The sequence below is a fragment of the Streptomyces sp. NPDC002888 genome (genome assembly GCF_042888465.1).
Classification (GTDB): Bacteria; Actinomycetota; Actinomycetes; order Streptomycetales; family Streptomycetaceae; genus Streptomyces.
The window spans coordinates 112546-127346 of the sequence record NZ_JBIAPU010000012.1 but is presented as its reverse complement, the minus strand read 5'-3'; the positions used below and the strand labels follow the sequence as shown (position 1 = coordinate 127346).

General features: G+C 70.9%; 14 protein-coding genes. 12 read left to right on the top strand and 2 right to left on the bottom strand.

Annotated features, from left to right (window positions below; genetic code table 11):
- Nucleotides 1-3: 3 nt before the first annotated feature.
- Nucleotides 4-441 (top strand): GNAT family N-acetyltransferase, encoded by a 438-nt coding sequence (locus tag ACFYWX_RS20910; RefSeq protein WP_389425546.1) that lies wholly within the window; start codon nucleotides 4-6, stop codon nucleotides 439-441.
- Between the two features lie 104 nt (nucleotides 442-545).
- Entirely contained in the window at nucleotides 546-1139 is a 594-nt protein-coding gene (locus ACFYWX_RS20905; RefSeq protein WP_389425545.1) for a histidine phosphatase family protein, read from the top strand.
- Here ACFYWX_RS20905 and ACFYWX_RS20900 read toward each other — a convergent pair.
- Complete coding sequence (locus tag ACFYWX_RS20900) at nucleotides 1121-1564, bottom strand: DUF6314 family protein (protein WP_389425544.1); 444 nt, start codon at nucleotides 1562-1564, stop codon at nucleotides 1121-1123. The genes ACFYWX_RS20905 and ACFYWX_RS20900 overlap by 19 nt on opposite strands.
- Before the next feature lie 145 nt (nucleotides 1565-1709).
- Here ACFYWX_RS20900 and ACFYWX_RS20895 point away from each other — a divergent pair, with 145 nt between their 5' ends.
- The 4 genes from ACFYWX_RS20895 to ACFYWX_RS20880 all read left to right on the top strand — a co-directional run bounded on the left by ACFYWX_RS20895 (nucleotide 1710) and on the right by ACFYWX_RS20880 (nucleotide 8907).
- Nucleotides 1710-4202, top strand: a complete 2493-nt coding sequence (locus tag ACFYWX_RS20895) for an alpha-L-arabinofuranosidase C-terminal domain-containing protein (RefSeq protein WP_389425543.1) — start codon at nucleotides 1710-1712, stop codon at nucleotides 4200-4202.
- Nucleotides 4203-4352: 150 nt separating this feature from the next.
- Nucleotides 4353-5564, top strand: coding sequence for a DUF6745 domain-containing protein (locus ACFYWX_RS20890; protein ID WP_389425542.1), 1212 nt, complete (start codon nucleotides 4353-4355; stop codon nucleotides 5562-5564).
- An 82-nt stretch (nucleotides 5565-5646) separates the two neighbouring features.
- Nucleotides 5647-6099, top strand: a complete 453-nt coding sequence (locus ACFYWX_RS20885) for a hypothetical protein (RefSeq protein WP_389425541.1) — start codon at nucleotides 5647-5649, stop codon at nucleotides 6097-6099.
- 135 nt (nucleotides 6100-6234) lie between these two features.
- Nucleotides 6235-8907, top strand: coding sequence for a YfhO family protein (locus ACFYWX_RS20880; protein ID WP_389425540.1), 2673 nt, complete (start codon nucleotides 6235-6237; stop codon nucleotides 8905-8907).
- Between the two features lie 57 nt (nucleotides 8908-8964).
- Here ACFYWX_RS20880 and ACFYWX_RS20875 read toward each other — a convergent pair whose 3' ends face one another.
- Entirely contained in the window at nucleotides 8965-9402 is a 438-nt protein-coding gene (locus ACFYWX_RS20875) for an ATP-binding protein (protein ID WP_389425539.1), read from the bottom strand.
- Between the two features lie 158 nt (nucleotides 9403-9560).
- Here ACFYWX_RS20875 and argC point away from each other — a divergent pair, with 158 nt between their 5' ends.
- The 6 genes from argC (at nucleotide 9561) to ACFYWX_RS20845 (ending at nucleotide 14800) form a co-directional block, all read left to right on the top strand.
- A complete protein-coding gene (gene argC / locus ACFYWX_RS20870) occupies nucleotides 9561-10589 on the top strand; it encodes an N-acetyl-gamma-glutamyl-phosphate reductase (RefSeq protein WP_389425538.1) in 1029 nt (342 codons plus the stop codon).
- A complete protein-coding gene (argJ, locus tag ACFYWX_RS20865) occupies nucleotides 10586-11737 on the top strand; it encodes a bifunctional glutamate N-acetyltransferase/amino-acid acetyltransferase ArgJ (protein ID WP_389425537.1) in 1152 nt (383 codons plus the stop codon). Before argC ends, argJ begins: the two co-directional genes overlap by 4 nt.
- On the top strand, nucleotides 11734-12645 hold the full coding sequence (gene argB / locus ACFYWX_RS20860) for an acetylglutamate kinase (RefSeq protein WP_389425536.1): 912 nt from the start codon (nucleotides 11734-11736) through the stop codon (nucleotides 12643-12645). The genes argJ and argB overlap by 4 nt, the downstream gene beginning before the upstream one ends.
- Complete coding sequence (locus tag ACFYWX_RS20855; RefSeq protein WP_389425535.1) at nucleotides 12642-13841, top strand: acetylornithine transaminase; 1200 nt, start codon at nucleotides 12642-12644, stop codon at nucleotides 13839-13841. Before argB ends, ACFYWX_RS20855 begins: the two co-directional genes overlap by 4 nt.
- Before the next feature lie 7 nt (nucleotides 13842-13848).
- Complete coding sequence (locus ACFYWX_RS20850) at nucleotides 13849-14394, top strand: arginine repressor (protein WP_389425534.1); 546 nt, start codon at nucleotides 13849-13851, stop codon at nucleotides 14392-14394.
- A 94-nt stretch (nucleotides 14395-14488) separates the two neighbouring features.
- The gene (locus ACFYWX_RS20845; protein ID WP_389425533.1) at nucleotides 14489-14800 is read left to right on the top strand and encodes a hypothetical protein; all 312 of its coding nucleotides are present in this window, start codon (nucleotides 14489-14491) and stop codon (nucleotides 14798-14800) included.
- Nucleotide 14801 lies beyond the last annotated feature (1 nt).

The following is a 14801-nucleotide window of genomic DNA, read 5'->3' as shown; positions in this document are numbered from 1 at the left end:
GCCATGACAGATACCCCGGGCCTCGCCGACGGCTACGAGATCTCCACCGACCCCGAGCGCATCGACCTCGAGCGGGTGCATCGCTGGCTGTCGACCGACGCGTACTGGGCGATCGGGCGGGCGCGGGAGAAGCAGGAGCGGGCGATCGCCGGGTCGCTCAACTTCGGCGTGTTCGACACGGCTTCGGGGGAGCAGGTCGCCTATGCGCGAGTGGTGACGGATCAGGCCACCTTCGCGTGGCTGTGCGACGTCTACGTGGATCCGTCCGTGCGGGGCAAGCGGATCGGGACGGCCATGGTCGAGGCGGTGCGCGCGCACCTGCTCCCGTACGGGCTGCGGCGCATCCTGCTCGCCACGCACGACGCGCATGGGGTGTACGAGAAGGTCGGCTTCCGGTCGTTGGAGCGCCCCGACCAGTGGATGGCGCTCGTTTTCGAGTGACTTGCCCGGGCCCGTCCTGACATTTCGGCAAGGTTTGGCGCACCCTGAGCAACTCGCTGGTAACGCCTCTTGACCTGCGCACTTCGGCGGCTCACCATCGCCGCATGTCGCTTCGCGTCACGTTCGTCGCCGCCGCGCGCAGCGCCCCGCTGCTCGCGGAGCGTTTCGAGGACGACCGGCCGTTGGACCAGGCCGGCTGGGACGAGGTGCAGCATGCCGCCGGTGGCCTGCTGCTCCTCGCGGTCGCCGAGTTGCGCTACTGCTCGCCGACACCACGCAGTCGCGCCACCGGGGACGCCCTCGGTTACGCCCCGCTCGGGCAACCGGCTCTGCGGGACTGCGACATGGGCCGCTGGCGCGGGCTGACCCTCGGCGAGGCGATGGCCCGGGAGCCGGCGGCGGTGGACGCCTGGCTCGCCGACCCGCGCGCCACCCCGCACGGCGGCGAGTCGCTGCTGGCCTTCATCGCCCGGGTCGGTGGCTGGCTCGACACCCGGCCCCTCGAGGACGGCGGCCGCATCGTCGCCGTGGCCGAGCCCGCGGTGATCCGGGCCGCCCTGGTGTACGCCCTCAAGGCGCCGCCGTCGTCGTACTGGAACATCGACGTCCGCCCGCTGTCGACGACCACCGTCACGGGCCGGGCGGGCCGCTGGTACCTCCGTTTCGACGGGGCGTCCACTCAGCCCTCGCGCGCGTAGTCGGTGGTCAGGACGAGGTCCTTCGCGGGCCCGCCCACCCGCCAGACCGACCGCCAGTGGTCCGCGTCCAGGACGATGAACTCGCCCCGGTAGAGGTCGGCCGCGCAAGGGTGGTCGGCGACGTGCCGCCCGGACGTCAGGTCCAGGTCGTGGAAGGGCCGCCCGTCGGCGAAGCGGACGTCCGCCGTGCCGGGCGTCGGGCCCGGCAGGAAGCGCAGGGTCCGCTCGGCGGGGCGGGCCACGCCCTGCCAGACGAACGTGCCGGCTTCCCGGTGCAGCAGACCCCCTTCGGCGAGTGGGCCGAAACCCGTGGTCCCGTCGAAGCGGCCCCCGTCCCCGCCTGCGAGATCCCGCACCGACCGTGCCACCCGCCACCTCCCGGCGAGATAGGTCAGGACGTCGGGTACTGGCCAGAATTCGCCCATCTCGTACCACCCTCCGTCGCATCCGTTGTTGCGCGACCCATTGACGCATTCCTGCCCCCTCCCTATCTTGCCGTTCGAAGTGCTGATCAAGGTCCGATATTTCGAACAGCGACATACAGCGATATCACTGAGCCGCGGAGTATCCATGTCACGCAGCACCACCCCCACCACCCGCTGGAGACTAGGTCTCACCGCCACCGCCGTCCTGGCGGCCACCGCACTCGTCCCGGTCCCCGCGCACGCCGACTCCGTCACCGACTACGCCATCAACGTCGACCCCACCGCCAAGGGCGCGAAGATCGACAACACGATGTACGGCGTCTTCTTCGAGGACATCAACCGCGCCGCCGACGGCGGTCTGTACGCCGAGCTCGTGCAGAACCGGTCCTTCGAGTACTCCACCGTCGACAACAAGTCGTACACCCCGCTGACCTCCTGGGCGGTCGACGGCACCGCGCAGGTCGTGAACGACGACGGCCGCCTGGGCGACCGCAACCGCACCTACCTCTCCCTGGGTGCCGCCTCGTCCGTCACGAACGCGGGCTACAACACCGGCATCCATGTCGAGCAGGGCAAGAAGTACGACTTCTCCGTGTGGGCGCGCGCCGCGAGCGGCACGACCCTGACGGTCTCGTTGCAGGACGCCGACGGCACGCTGGCCGCGGCCCGCCCGGTGGCCGTGCGCGCGGGCGGCTGGGCGAAGTACAAGGCGACCTTCACCGCCACCCGCACCAGCAGCAACGGCCGTCTGACCGTGGCCTCCTCCGCCGCGACCGCCCTCGACATGGTGTCGCTGTTCCCCCGCGACACCTACAGGAACGAGCCCAACGGCCTGCGCAAGGACCTCGCCGAGAAGGTCGCCGCCCTGCACCCGGGCTTCGTGCGCTTCCCTGGCGGCTGCCTGGTCAACACCGGCTCCATGCAGGACTACAGCGAGGCCTCCGGCTGGCAGCGCGCCCGGTCCTACCAGTGGAAGGACACGATCGGACCGGTCGAGCAGCGCGCCACCAACTCCAACTTCTGGGGCTACAACCAGAGTTACGGCCTCGGCTACTACGAGTACTTCCGTCTCTCCGAGGACATCGGCGCGATGCCGCTGCCCGTCGTCCCGGCGCTGGTGACCGGCTGCGGCCAGAACAAGGCCGTTGTCGACGACGCGCTGCTCAAGCGGCACATCCAGGACACCCTCGACCTCATCGAGTTCGCCAACGGCCCGGTGACGTCGACATGGGGCAAGAAGCGCGCCCAGATGGGCCACCCCAAGCCGTTCCACCTCACGCACATCGAGGTCGGCAACGAGGAGAACCTGCCCAACGAGTTCTTCGCGCGCTTCAAGCAGTTCCGGGCGGCCATCGAGGCCAAGTACCCGAACATCACCGTCATCTCCAACTCCGGCCCGGACGACGCGGGTTCGACCTTCGACACGGCCTGGCAGCTCAACCGGGACGCCGACGTCGCCATGGTCGACGAGCACTACTACAACAGCCCGCAGTGGTTCCTGCAGAACAACAACCGCTACGACTCCTACGACCGCAGCGGCCCCAAGGTCTTCCTCGGCGAGTACGCGTCCCAGGGCAACGCCTTCAAGAACGGCCTCTCCGAAGCCGCGTTCATGACCGGCCTGGAACGCAACGCGGACGTCGTCAAGCTCGCCTCCTACGCCCCGCTGTTCGCCAACGAGGACTATGTGCAGTGGCGCCCGGACCTGGTGTGGTTCAACAACCACGCCTCCTGGAACTCCGCCAACTACGAGGTCCAGAAGCTGTTCATGAACAACACCGGCAGCCGGGTGGTGCCCTCGACGGCCACCGGGACACCGTCGCTGCAGGGACCGATCACGGGCGCCGTCGGCCTCTCCACCTGGGCGACCAGCGCCGCGTACGACGACGTGAAGGTCACGGACGCGGACGGCGGGACGCTGCTCGGCGACGACTTCTCCGGTGACGCCTCGCAGTGGACCCACACCGGTGGCGGCAGCTGGAGCGTGCAGGACGGGCAGTACGTGCAGAGCGACGCGGCCGCCGAGAACACCATGGTCTCGGCCGGTGACGTGAACTGGCGCGACTACGACGTGCACGTGAAGGCCACCAAGAAGTCCGGCAAGGAGGGCTTCCTCGTCGCCTTCGGCGTCAAGGACACCGGCAACTACTACTGGTGGAACCTGGGCGGCTGGAACAACACCCAGTCCGCCGTCGAGCAGGCCGTGGACGGCGGCAAGTCGACGCTGCTCTCCAAGGCGGGGAGCGTAGAGACTGGCCGTGCCTACGACATCGACATCAAGGTGCGCGGCCGTCAGGTGACCCTCTACCTCGACGGCCAGGAGTGGGGCAGCTTCACCGACGACAAGCCGGCCGAGCCGTTCCGCCAGGTCGTCACGCGCGACGCCAAGACCGGTGAGCTGATCGTCAAGGTCGTCAACGCGCAGGACTCGGCGGCCCGTACCGCGATCGACCTGGGCGGCGCCAAAGTCTCCTCCAAGGCCAGGGTGACCACGCTGGCCGCAGCGCCGGGCGCCGTGAACAGCGAGACCGAGACACCGGTCGCGCCCGTCTCCTCGACCCTCACCGGGGTCGCCGACAAGTTCACGTACACCTTCCCGGCGAACTCGATCACCTTCCTGCGCATCAAGCAGAGGTAGCCGGACCCGCCGGGCGGGCGTGGGTGACCATTCCCCACGCCCGCCCGGCGTCACCACCGCCGGATGCTCGACAACTCGGTTGCCCGTCCTTGAAGTTCCTGTCATCATCCGACCCATGATGATCCGAAAGGCGGACCTCGAAGTCCTCCGGTGAGCCCCGCTACCTCTCCCCGAGGGGGAGCAGACCGCATCGCACTGGCCCGTTCCCTGAGTGCCGAGTGGCGAGCGCACGGGCTGGCCACGGGCCCGGCCGACCGCGCCGACGCCGAAGCCGCCGTCACCGCCCTGTACCGACTGATCGACGAACCGGCGCCCGAGTTCACCTGGGTGCCCTCGCCCACCGCGGCGCTGTCGCTCGTCCTCGACGACCACGTCACCTTCCCGCCCCTGCGGCTGAGGGGCACCGAACTGCACCCGCAGCCAAGGAAGTTGTCCCTCGCCGCGCGACTGGCCTCGCTCGTGCACGAGACGCGCGACCGCCTCGACGCCCGTATCGGCCGCGGTGTGACGGCGCTCTCGTGGCGGCAACCACTCACCATGGAACCCGAAGCGGCTCTCGCCGCCGGCGTCCCGCTGCGGTCCGTGGTGAGCTCCCTCGTCCACGACGCGCTGCGCACCACCCTGCACGACTGCGTACGGGCCCCCGTCCGCTCCGAGTTCCTGCCCACGACCCCCGGTCTCGACGGCACCACCTGGTACGGCCAGCACGACGCCCACTGGATCGCCCACTACGACGTCTACGCCCGCACCGGCCTGGAGGTCTACGACCGCCGGGACACCGACCTGCTCCGCCTGCTGGGCCGGCTCGCCCGTGCCACGGGCTGGTGGTGGCCGGGCCGGGGCCGGTGCGTCATGGCGGAGCGGCCCGTCGAGATCCACACCGAGCCCCTGCCAGGCGCCCTCGCCGGCGAACGCCGGCTGCACCGCGACGACGGCCCGGCCGTCCGCTTCGCCGACGACTCCGGGGTCCACGCCCTGCACGGCACGCACGTCCCGGCCTGGGTGATCAACGCCCCCACCGTCGAACGCATCCACGCCGAGCGCAACGTCGAGGTGCGCCGCAGCGCCATCGAACGCATCGGCTGGGGCGCCTACATCGAGCAGGCCCGCCTCGGCCACGTCGCCACGGCCCCGGACCCCGGCAACTCCGGCTCGGCCCTGCACCTCTACGACGTACCCCGTGAACTGTGGGGCCGCCCCGCGCGCCTCCTGCTCGTCGTCAACGGCTCCGTCGAGCCCGACGGCACCCAGCGCCGCTACGGCCTGAGCGTGCCGCCGTACTTCGACGACCCGGTGGCGGCCGCCGGCTGGACGTACGGCCTGTCCGGCGAGCACTACGCACGGCTCGTCCGCCGGACCTGACGCGGGGCCTCGGCGCGCTCATGCCGCCGCACGCGACCCCGGACCTTCCGACCCATGCTTCCCGACCCCTGAGGTGACACCCATGACCATGACCCTGTCCGAGCTGACCGCCCGCACCGGCCTCGACGTCCTCGACCATCTCGAGCGCCAGGTCACCATCCCCGTCGTCGACGGCCTCCAGGCCCAGGGCGATCTGATCGTCGTCCCGTACGCGTACGTCGAGCACAGCATGGACGACCACGCGGACGCCCGCTGGCAGGACGTGCCCGCCGCCGGGATCGAGCTGTTGCGCAGCGCGGCCGGCGGCAACCCGCACACGCTCGTCGCCGATCCGGGCACCTGCCGCTGGACCACCGACGTGCGCGACACCGTGCGGCTCGCTCTCGGCATGCTCGAGACCTCGGCCGTCGCCTACCTCATCCACCCCGAGCACGGCGGCACCGGAATCGCGCCCGGACGGTACGTCGTGCGCCGCCAGCGGGAGCGGGCCACCGACCGGACGGCATGGTTCGGCAACCGCATGATCGCCGACTGAAAACGGCCACCCCATTTAACACTCCTCGCGCGAATTCGGAATTCCTCCCGTCACTTTCCGGGGGCGGCACAACCGTCCGGAAGAAATGCTCGTCTAAGTCGGCGAAATCGACCACGGACGGGGGGACTCCCGAAAATGCCCAGCCCGACCCTGCCCACATCCGCATTACGCGGAAGTGGCATTGCTCGGCGCTTGGCGGCCCTGCTGGCGGCGGCCGTCACCGTCATCGTGTTCTGCGCCGCCGACGCCGTCGCCCGCAGCTACCCCTTCGGCCCGCGCACCCGGAGCGTCAACGACCTGGGCAACCAGTACGTGCCCTTCCACGCCCACCTGTGGGACCTCCTCCACGGAAGGGCCGACGGCGGACTCCTCGTCAACTGGCAGTCCGGGTACGGCGCCGGCTTCCTCCCCGACCTCGGCACCTACGTCACCAGCCCGTTCGCCCTGCTCGTGGCGGTGTTCCCGCGGGACGAGATCGACCTCGCGGTGTATGTGATCACCGTGCTGAAGACGGCGACCGCGGGCGCCGTCATGGCCTGGCTGCTGCTCACCCTGCGCCCGGGCCGCTGGTGGGCCGCGGGACTGCTGGGCGCCTCGTACGCGCTGTGCGGCTGGAGCGTGGGGGACGCCGCGTACAACCCGATGTGGCTCGACGGTCTCATCGCCCTGCCGCTGCTGTGCCTGGTCGGGGAGTGGATCCTGCACGGACGGAACCGCGTCCTCGGCGTGCTGGTCGTGACCCTCGCCTGGATCGCCAACTTCTACACGGCGTACATGGCCACCATCGGCGCCGGTCTGGTGCTGCTGGTCAGGCTCGTTCTCGCCCGCCCCTCCCGCCGGCAGGCGCTCGCGGCGGCGGGCCGGGCCGGGCTGACCGTCGCCCTCGGCGTGGGCCTGGCCGCACCGCTGGTCGCGGTGGTGTACTTCGGCAGCGAGCACGCCTCCCCGGGCCGCTTCCGGGGGTTCGTCCCGGTGGCGGGGGAGGACTTGCTGGCCCGGTTGCTGCCGACGACGTACGGGTTCGGTACGCCGGGCGTGTACGTGGGCACGACGGCGCTGCTGCTCGCCCTCGCCCTGCCGTTCCAACGGGCGGTGCCTTCGCGGGTGCGCGCCGCGTGGACGCTGCTCGTGGCCGGGATGGTGCTGTCGATGCAGTGGGAGCCGACCCAGCTGGCCTGGCACGCCTTCGCCACCCCCCAGGGCAGCTCGTACCGCCAGACCTTCGTCCTGTGCGGGCTGCTGGTGATCGCCGCCTGGTACTCGCTCTCGTACGGCCCGCCCGACCGGCGTGCGCTGGGCGCGGCGGGCGCGCTGCTCGCGCTGATCGCCGCGGTCGCGAGCCGCAGCGATCTGGTGCGCCCCGTCGCCTGGCCGATCCTGCTGCTCGCCGCATTGGGCGCGCTGGGCGGGCTGGCCCTGCTCGGCCGCCCGGACCGCGGGCCGCTCGTCGGCGGCCTCCGGTTCACCGCCCCGGCCGTGATCGCCGTGACGCTGCTCCTCGGGGCGCAGCTCGGCGAGGCCACCGCCACCTCGGCCGTGGCCACCCGGCTGCGGTTCGGCCACATGGACGACTATGCGCCCTGGGGGGAGCGGCAGGCGAGCCAGGCGCGGGCGATCGACCAGGCCGACGGCTGGCCCCGGTACCGTACCGACCCGGGCCGGGAACAGACCGTGGCCAACGACCCGATGCTGGTGGGCGGCCAGGGCGCCCAGTACTACAGCAGCCACACCTCCGACGTCCTCAGCCGTACGCTGCCCGCCCTCGGGGGCGGCTGGACCTCGCGGGGCCGCAACCTCCAGAGCCTGGACAACGCCGTGACGGACGTGATCTTCTCCGTCGGCGCGCGGGTGCACTCCCCGCCGGACCCGCACCAGAACTGGTTCCCGCAGGACGGCAGCCGGGTGACCGTGACCCGGCAGGACGTGCCGCCCCTGGTGACGGTACGGCCGTCCGGCACCCCCGCTCACACGCCCGGGAACCGCTCCGGCTTCGGCTCGTCGCCGTACCGCAACCAGGAACTGCTGCTGGGCACCCGGGTGTACGACACACCCCGGCTCACGGTCCGCACGAGCGCCGGCCGGCAGCCGTCCCGCAGCGACGACGATCGGCCCGGCCTGCGCATCGGCACTCCCGCTCCCGGAAACACACGGAAGCCGACGATCACGGCCCGCTGCGCGGCCGGCAGCGAGGTGTACCTGTGGGCGCCGTACTTCTCGGGCACCGCGCGGGTCGCCGGTGACTCGGCCGGCCCGACCGGACGCTTCAGGTCCGACCACGGCACCAAGATCGCCGCCATGCAGCGGCTCGGCAGGGTTCCGGTCTCCGGCCGCCTGCTGATCGAGCTGTCCCCCGACCGCACGGGCTTCGTCCCGGACGGGGCGGTCGGCTGCCTGGACACCGCCCGGCTGCACACCGCCGCCGAACGGCTCAAGGCCACCGGCGCCACGAAGGTGTCCGTGTCGGACGGCACCGTCCGGGCCGAACTGCCGGCCGGCAGCGTGGGGACCGCCGTCGTCGCGGCGCCCCGGATCGCCGGCTGGCGCTGCGCCACGGGGGACACTCCGGTCGTACCCGCCGGGGAGTTCCACGGGCTGATCGCCATGCCGCTCGACGGCTCCTCGACAAGCCTCACGTGCACGTTCCATCCGCCCGGTCTACGGCTGGGCACGGTGGTCGGTTCTGCCGCACTGCTGGGCCTGATTCTGTTCGGTGCCATTCCGGCTTTCCGCCGACGCGGTGCTGTTCTCAGGAGGAAAAGCACGCTCGTCGCGAGCAATGTGGAACGAACGAAAGACCTTGTTCCGTGACTCTCCATTCACCTGTTGTTTTCCGAATGTTTTTTCTTCCCGGGTGGCGGGTGGAACTCAACTCTTGACGGCCTCCGCGATCTGCAGGGCGGCCTGGGCGGGCCGGAACGGGGAGGGGGCGGGAGGGGCCCCCTCGATGCGCCCGCGGAGGGTGTCCTGGTCGGCGTGGAGGACGAAGTGCCGTACCGGAACGGCATGGTGGGCGAGGCCCGTGCTGATCTCGCGCCAGTACTGCTCGACCAGGACGGTCATGGGCATCACCGGGGTGCCGCCGGTGTAGTCGAGTACGCGGCGGGCGGTCTCGACGACGAGCGGCCGCCACGGCGGCCAGTGCTGGAAGTTGTCCGCCCCGGGCCCGGGCAGCCCCGGCGTGATGTCCATGAGTGTCTCGCCGACCTTCTCGGCGTCGAACACCCGTGAATCCGGGATCAGCTGCTGCACGAGTGCACTGGTCGTCTTGCCTGCGCCGTGGGTGCCGTTCAGCCATACGGTCATGGGCCCCAACGCAAGCGCCGTGCGGGCCGCGGGAGCGGGCGCGTCACCTGTCTCGTAACGTCGCACCGGTATCTCGCAAAGTCGCACCGGCCCGCGCGCCCCAAGATTGCATAACCGTGCATTGCTGCGTATAGTCATGCCATCCAAGAGGAGGGTTCATGGCTGTACGTGTGGCGGTCGCCGGAGCGAGTGGATATGCGGGCGGGGAGCTGCTGCGGCTGCTCATGACGCACCCCGAGGTCGAGATCGGCGCCCTGACCGGCCATTCCAACGCCGGTCAGAGGCTCGGCGCGCTCCAGCCGCATCTGCTGCCGCTGGCCGACCGGGTGCTCCAGGAGACCGCGCCCGAGGTCCTCGCCGGACACGACGTCGTCTTCCTCGCGCTGCCCCACGGACAGTCCGCCGCCGTCGCCGAGCAGCTCGGCCCGGACGTCCTCGTCGTCGACATGGGCGCCGACTTCCGGCTGAAGGACGCGGCCGACTGGGAGAGGTTCTACGGCTCCGCACACGCCGGGACCTGGCCCTACGGCCTCCCCGAACTGCCGGGCGCCCGCGCCGCGCTGGAGGGGTCCAGGCGCATCGCGGTGCCCGGTTGCTACCCGACGGCCGCCACGCTCGCGCTGTTCCCGGCGTACGCGGCGGGGCTGGCCGCCCACGAGGCCGTGATCGTCGCCGCTTCCGGCACCTCCGGCGCGGGCAAGGCGCCCAAGCCGCACCTGCTGGGCAGCGAGGTCATGGGCTCCATGTCGCCGTACGGCGTCGGCGGTGGCCACCGGCACACGCCCGAGATGATCCAGAACCTCTCCGCGGCCGCGGGCGAGCCCGTCACCGTCTCCTTCACGCCGACCCTCGCGCCGATGCCCCGGGGCATCCTCGCCACGTGCAGTGCCAAGGCCACCGACGGCGTCACCGGCGACTCGCTGCGCGCCGCCTACGAGAAGGCGTTCGCCGACGAACCGTTCGTCCACCTCCTGCCCGAGGGGCAGTGGCCCGCGACGGCGTCCGTCTACGGTTCCAACGCCGTTCAGGTGCAGGTCGCGTACGACGAGGCCGCCGGCCGCATCATCGTGATCAGCGCCATCGACAACCTGACCAAGGGCACCGCGGGCGGTGCCGTCCAGAGCATGAACATCGCCCTGGGTCTCGACGAGACCACCGGACTTTCCACGATCGGAGTCGCACCGTGAGCGTCACGGCAGCCAAGGGGTTCACGGCGGCGGGCATCGCCGCCGGAATCAAGGAGAACGGCAACCCGGACCTGGCCCTCGTGGTCAACACCGGGCCCCGCCGCGCCGCCGCGGGCGTCTTCACCTCCAACCGTGTCAAGGCCGCGCCGGTGCTGTGGTCGGAGCAGGTCCTCAAGAGCGGTGAGCTGGCCGCTGTCGTCCTCAACTCCGGTGGCGCCAACGCCTGTACCGGACCGAAGGGCTTCCAGGACACGCACGCGACCGCCGAGAAGGCCGCGGACGTGCTCGGCGTGGGTGCCGGCGACGTGGCCGTGTGCTCCACGGGCCTCATCGGCGTCCTGTTGCCCATGGACAAGCTGCTGCCCGGAGTCGAGACGGCCGCCGAGTCCCTGAGCGAGCACGGCGGCGAGAAGGCCGCCATCGCCATCAAGACCACCGACACCGTCCACAAGACGTCCGTCGTCACCAAGGACGGCTGGACCGTCGGCGGCATGGCCAAGGGCGCCGGCATGCTCGCCCCCGGCCTCGCCACCATGCTGGTCGTCCTCACCACCGACGCCGACCTCGACAGCGCGACCCTGGACAAGGCGCTGCGCGCCGCCACCAGGGTCACCTTCGACCGTGTGGACTCCGACGGCTGCATGTCGACCAACGACACCGTGCTGCTGCTCGCCTCCGGCGCCTCCGAGGCCACCCCGGAGTACGCGGAGTTCGCCGAGGCCGTACGGACCGTCTGCGACGACCTGGGCCAGCAGCTCATCCGGGACGCCGAGGGCGCCAGCAAGGACATCAAGGTCGAGGTGGTCAACGCCGCGACCGAGGACGACGCCGTCGAGGTGGGCCGCTCCATCGCCCGCAACAACCTCCTCAAGTGCGCCATCCACGGCGAGGACCCCAACTGGGGCCGCGTGCTCTCCGCGATCGGCACCACGAAGGCCGCCTTCGAGCCCGACCGGCTCAACGTCGCCATCAACGGTGTCTGGGTGTGCAAGAACGGCGGAGTCGGCGAGGACCGCGAGAAGGTCGACATGCGCTACCGCGAGGTGCACATCGTCGCCGACCTCGCCGCCGGCTCCGAGGCCGCCACCATCTGGACCAACGACCTCACCGCCGACTACGTCCACGAGAACAGCGCCTACTCGTCATGAGCAACGTGACCCGCAAACACACCGCGCTTCCCAAGGCGCAGATCCTCATCGAGGCACTGCCCTGGCTGGTCCGGCACAACGGCAAGACGGTCGTCATCAAGTTCGGCGGCAACGCCATGATCGACGAGGACCTGAAGGCCGCCTTCGCGCAGGACGTCGTCTTCCTGCACCACGCCGGCCTCAAGCCCGTCGTCGTGCACGGCGGCGGCCCGCAGATCAGCGCAGCCCTCGACCAGCACGGCATCGTCAGCGAGTTCAAGGCCGGCCTGCGCGTCACCACCGAGGACGCCATGGACGTCGTACGCATGGTGCTCGCCGGGCAGGTGCAGCGCGAACTGGTCGGCCTGCTCAACGAGCACGGTCCGCTGGCCGTGGGGCTCACGGGCGAGGACGCGCACACCATCACCGCCACCAAGCACCAGCCCGAGATCGACGGCGAGTTGGTCGACATCGGGCGGGTGGGCGAGATCACCGCGATCGACACGGGCGTGATCGAGGCCCTGCTCGCCGACGGCCGCATCCCGGTCGTCTCGTCGATCGCCCGCTCCCAGGACGACGGACATGTCTACAACGTCAATGCTGATACGGCGGCTGCGGCACTCGCTGCGGCACTTGGCGCCGAAACCCTCATGGTCCTCACGGACGTCGAGGGCCTCTACGAGGACTGGCCCAACTCCGACGAGGTGATCAGCCGCCTCACCGCTTCCCAACTGGAGCAGCTGCTGCCGGAGTTGAGCTCCGGCATGGTCCCGAAGATGGAGGGCTGCCTGCACGCCGTGCGGGGCGGCGTGACGACCGCCCGGGTCATCGACGGGCGGGTCCAGCACTCGATCCTGCTGGAGATCTTCACCGACGAGGGCATCGGCACGATGGTCGTGCCGGATGCGGAAGAGGGGGATGCCGTATGACCGCCAACGAGGAGCTGACCCAGCGGTGGCAGGGCGCGCTCATGAACAACTACGGCACCCCGAAGCTCCCCCTCGTACGCGGCGAGGGCAGCAGGCTGTGGGACGCCGAGGGCAAGGAGTACGTCGACTTCGTCGGCGGCATCGCGGTCAACGCGCTCGGCCACGCGCACCCGGCGGTCGTGGAGGCCGTGAGCCGGCAGATCGCCTCCCTCGGCCACGTCTCCAACCTCTTCATCGCCGAACCGCCCGTCGCGCTCGCCGAACGGCTCCTGCAGCACTTCGGCCGCGACGGCAAGGTCTTCTTCTGCAACTCGGGCGCCGAGGCCAACGAGGGCGCCTTCAAGATCGGCCGGCTGACCGGGCGCACCCACATGGTCGCCACCCACGGCGGTTTCCACGGCCGCACGATGGGCGCCCTCGCGCTGACCGGCCAGCCCGGCAAGCAGGGCCCGTTCCTGCCACTGCCCGGCGATGTCACGCACGTCCCGTACGGCGACGCGCAGGCGCTGGCGGCCGCGGTCACCGAGGAGACGGCTCTGGTGATCATCGAGCCGGTCCAGGGTGAGAACGGGGTCGTGGTGCCCCCGGCCGGATACCTCAAGGCGGCCCGCGCGATCACCGCCTCCACCGGCTCCCTGCTGGTCCTGGACGAGGTGCAGACCGGCATCGGCCGCACCGGCCACTGGTTCGAGTACCAGGCGCACGAGGGCGTCCTGCCCGACGTCGTCACCCTCGCCAAGGGCCTCGGCGGCGGGCTGCCCCTCGGGGCGACGGTCGCCTTCGGGCGCGCCGCGGAGCTGCTCCAGCCCGGCCAGCACGGCACGACGTTCGGCGGCAACCCCGTCGCCTGCGCCGCCGGGCTCGCCGTCCTCGACACCATCGAGAACGAGGGGCTGCTGGAGAACGTCAAGCGGCAGAGCGAGAAGCTGCGGGACGGAATCGAGGGCCTCGGCCACCCGTTGATCGATTATGTCCGGGGTGCGGGCCTCCTCCTGGGTATCGTGCTCACCGAGCCGCTCGCGCCCCAGGTGCAGCAGGCGGCTCAGGAGGCCGGCTTCCTCGTGAACGCGCCCGCTCCCGACGTCGTACGGCTGATGCCGGCGCTGAATCTCGGCGACGACGAGGTGGACGCCTTCCTCGGGGCGCTGCCCGGCATCCTCGGGGCAGCGAACGGGGACGGACGATCCGGAGAATGAGACGACGATGAGCCAGGCGCAGGACCATGAGCAGGCCGGGGTCAACGGGCCTGCCCTTCCGCAGACCCGCACCGCCCGCCACCGCCGGATCGTGGACATCCTCAACCGGCAGCCGGTGCGCTCGCAGAGCCAGTTGGCGAAGCTGCTGTCCGACGACGGGCTGAGCGTCACCCAGGCGACGCTCTCCCGGGATCTGGACGAGCTGAACGCGGTGAAGATCCGCAACACCGACGGCGACCTGATCTACGCGGTGCCGAGCGAAGGCGGTTTCCGTACGCCCCGCGCGCCGCTGGGGGAGTCGGCGAAGGAGGAGCGGATGCGGCGCCTGTCCCAGGAGCTGCTGATCTCCGCGGAGGCCTCGGCGAACCTCGTGGTCCTGCGCACCCCGCCGGGCGCGGCCCAGTTCCTCGCCTCCGCCATCGACCAGGCCGAACTGCACGACATCCTGGGCACGATCGCCGGCGACGACACACTGTTGCTGATCAGCCGGGATCCGGTGGGGGGACAGGCACTGGCGGACCATCTGCTGCGGCTGGCTCAGAACGGGCACTGACCTTTTTGGGCTGCCTGTGCCAGGTTGTGGGCGCCCGGTGACCGCTGGGGTTGCTGGGGTCCGTCTTCCTGCGGGGGGAAGCTGGGGGGAAGCCATGCACACGCGTGCCCTCGGCATGCCGTCGCGGCGTGCCCGAACGAGATCGACCCGTCTGCCAGGCCTGGCCCTGGCGACGGCGGCCGCACTGGCCGTCAGTCTGCTGCCGGCCGCGAGCGCGGTCGCCGACGAGACGAGACCCACCTCGACGTGGGGCCCGCACAGCCCGGACTTCGCCATGCCGGCCATGAAGGCCGGCCCGAACAAGCCCGTGGCGTCACGTCCTTCCGCCCCTGCCGCCTCGCTGACCAACCTGGTGCTGGAAGGCCAGGGCGACGTCCCCTGGCACCGCTTCACCACTACTGCCTGAC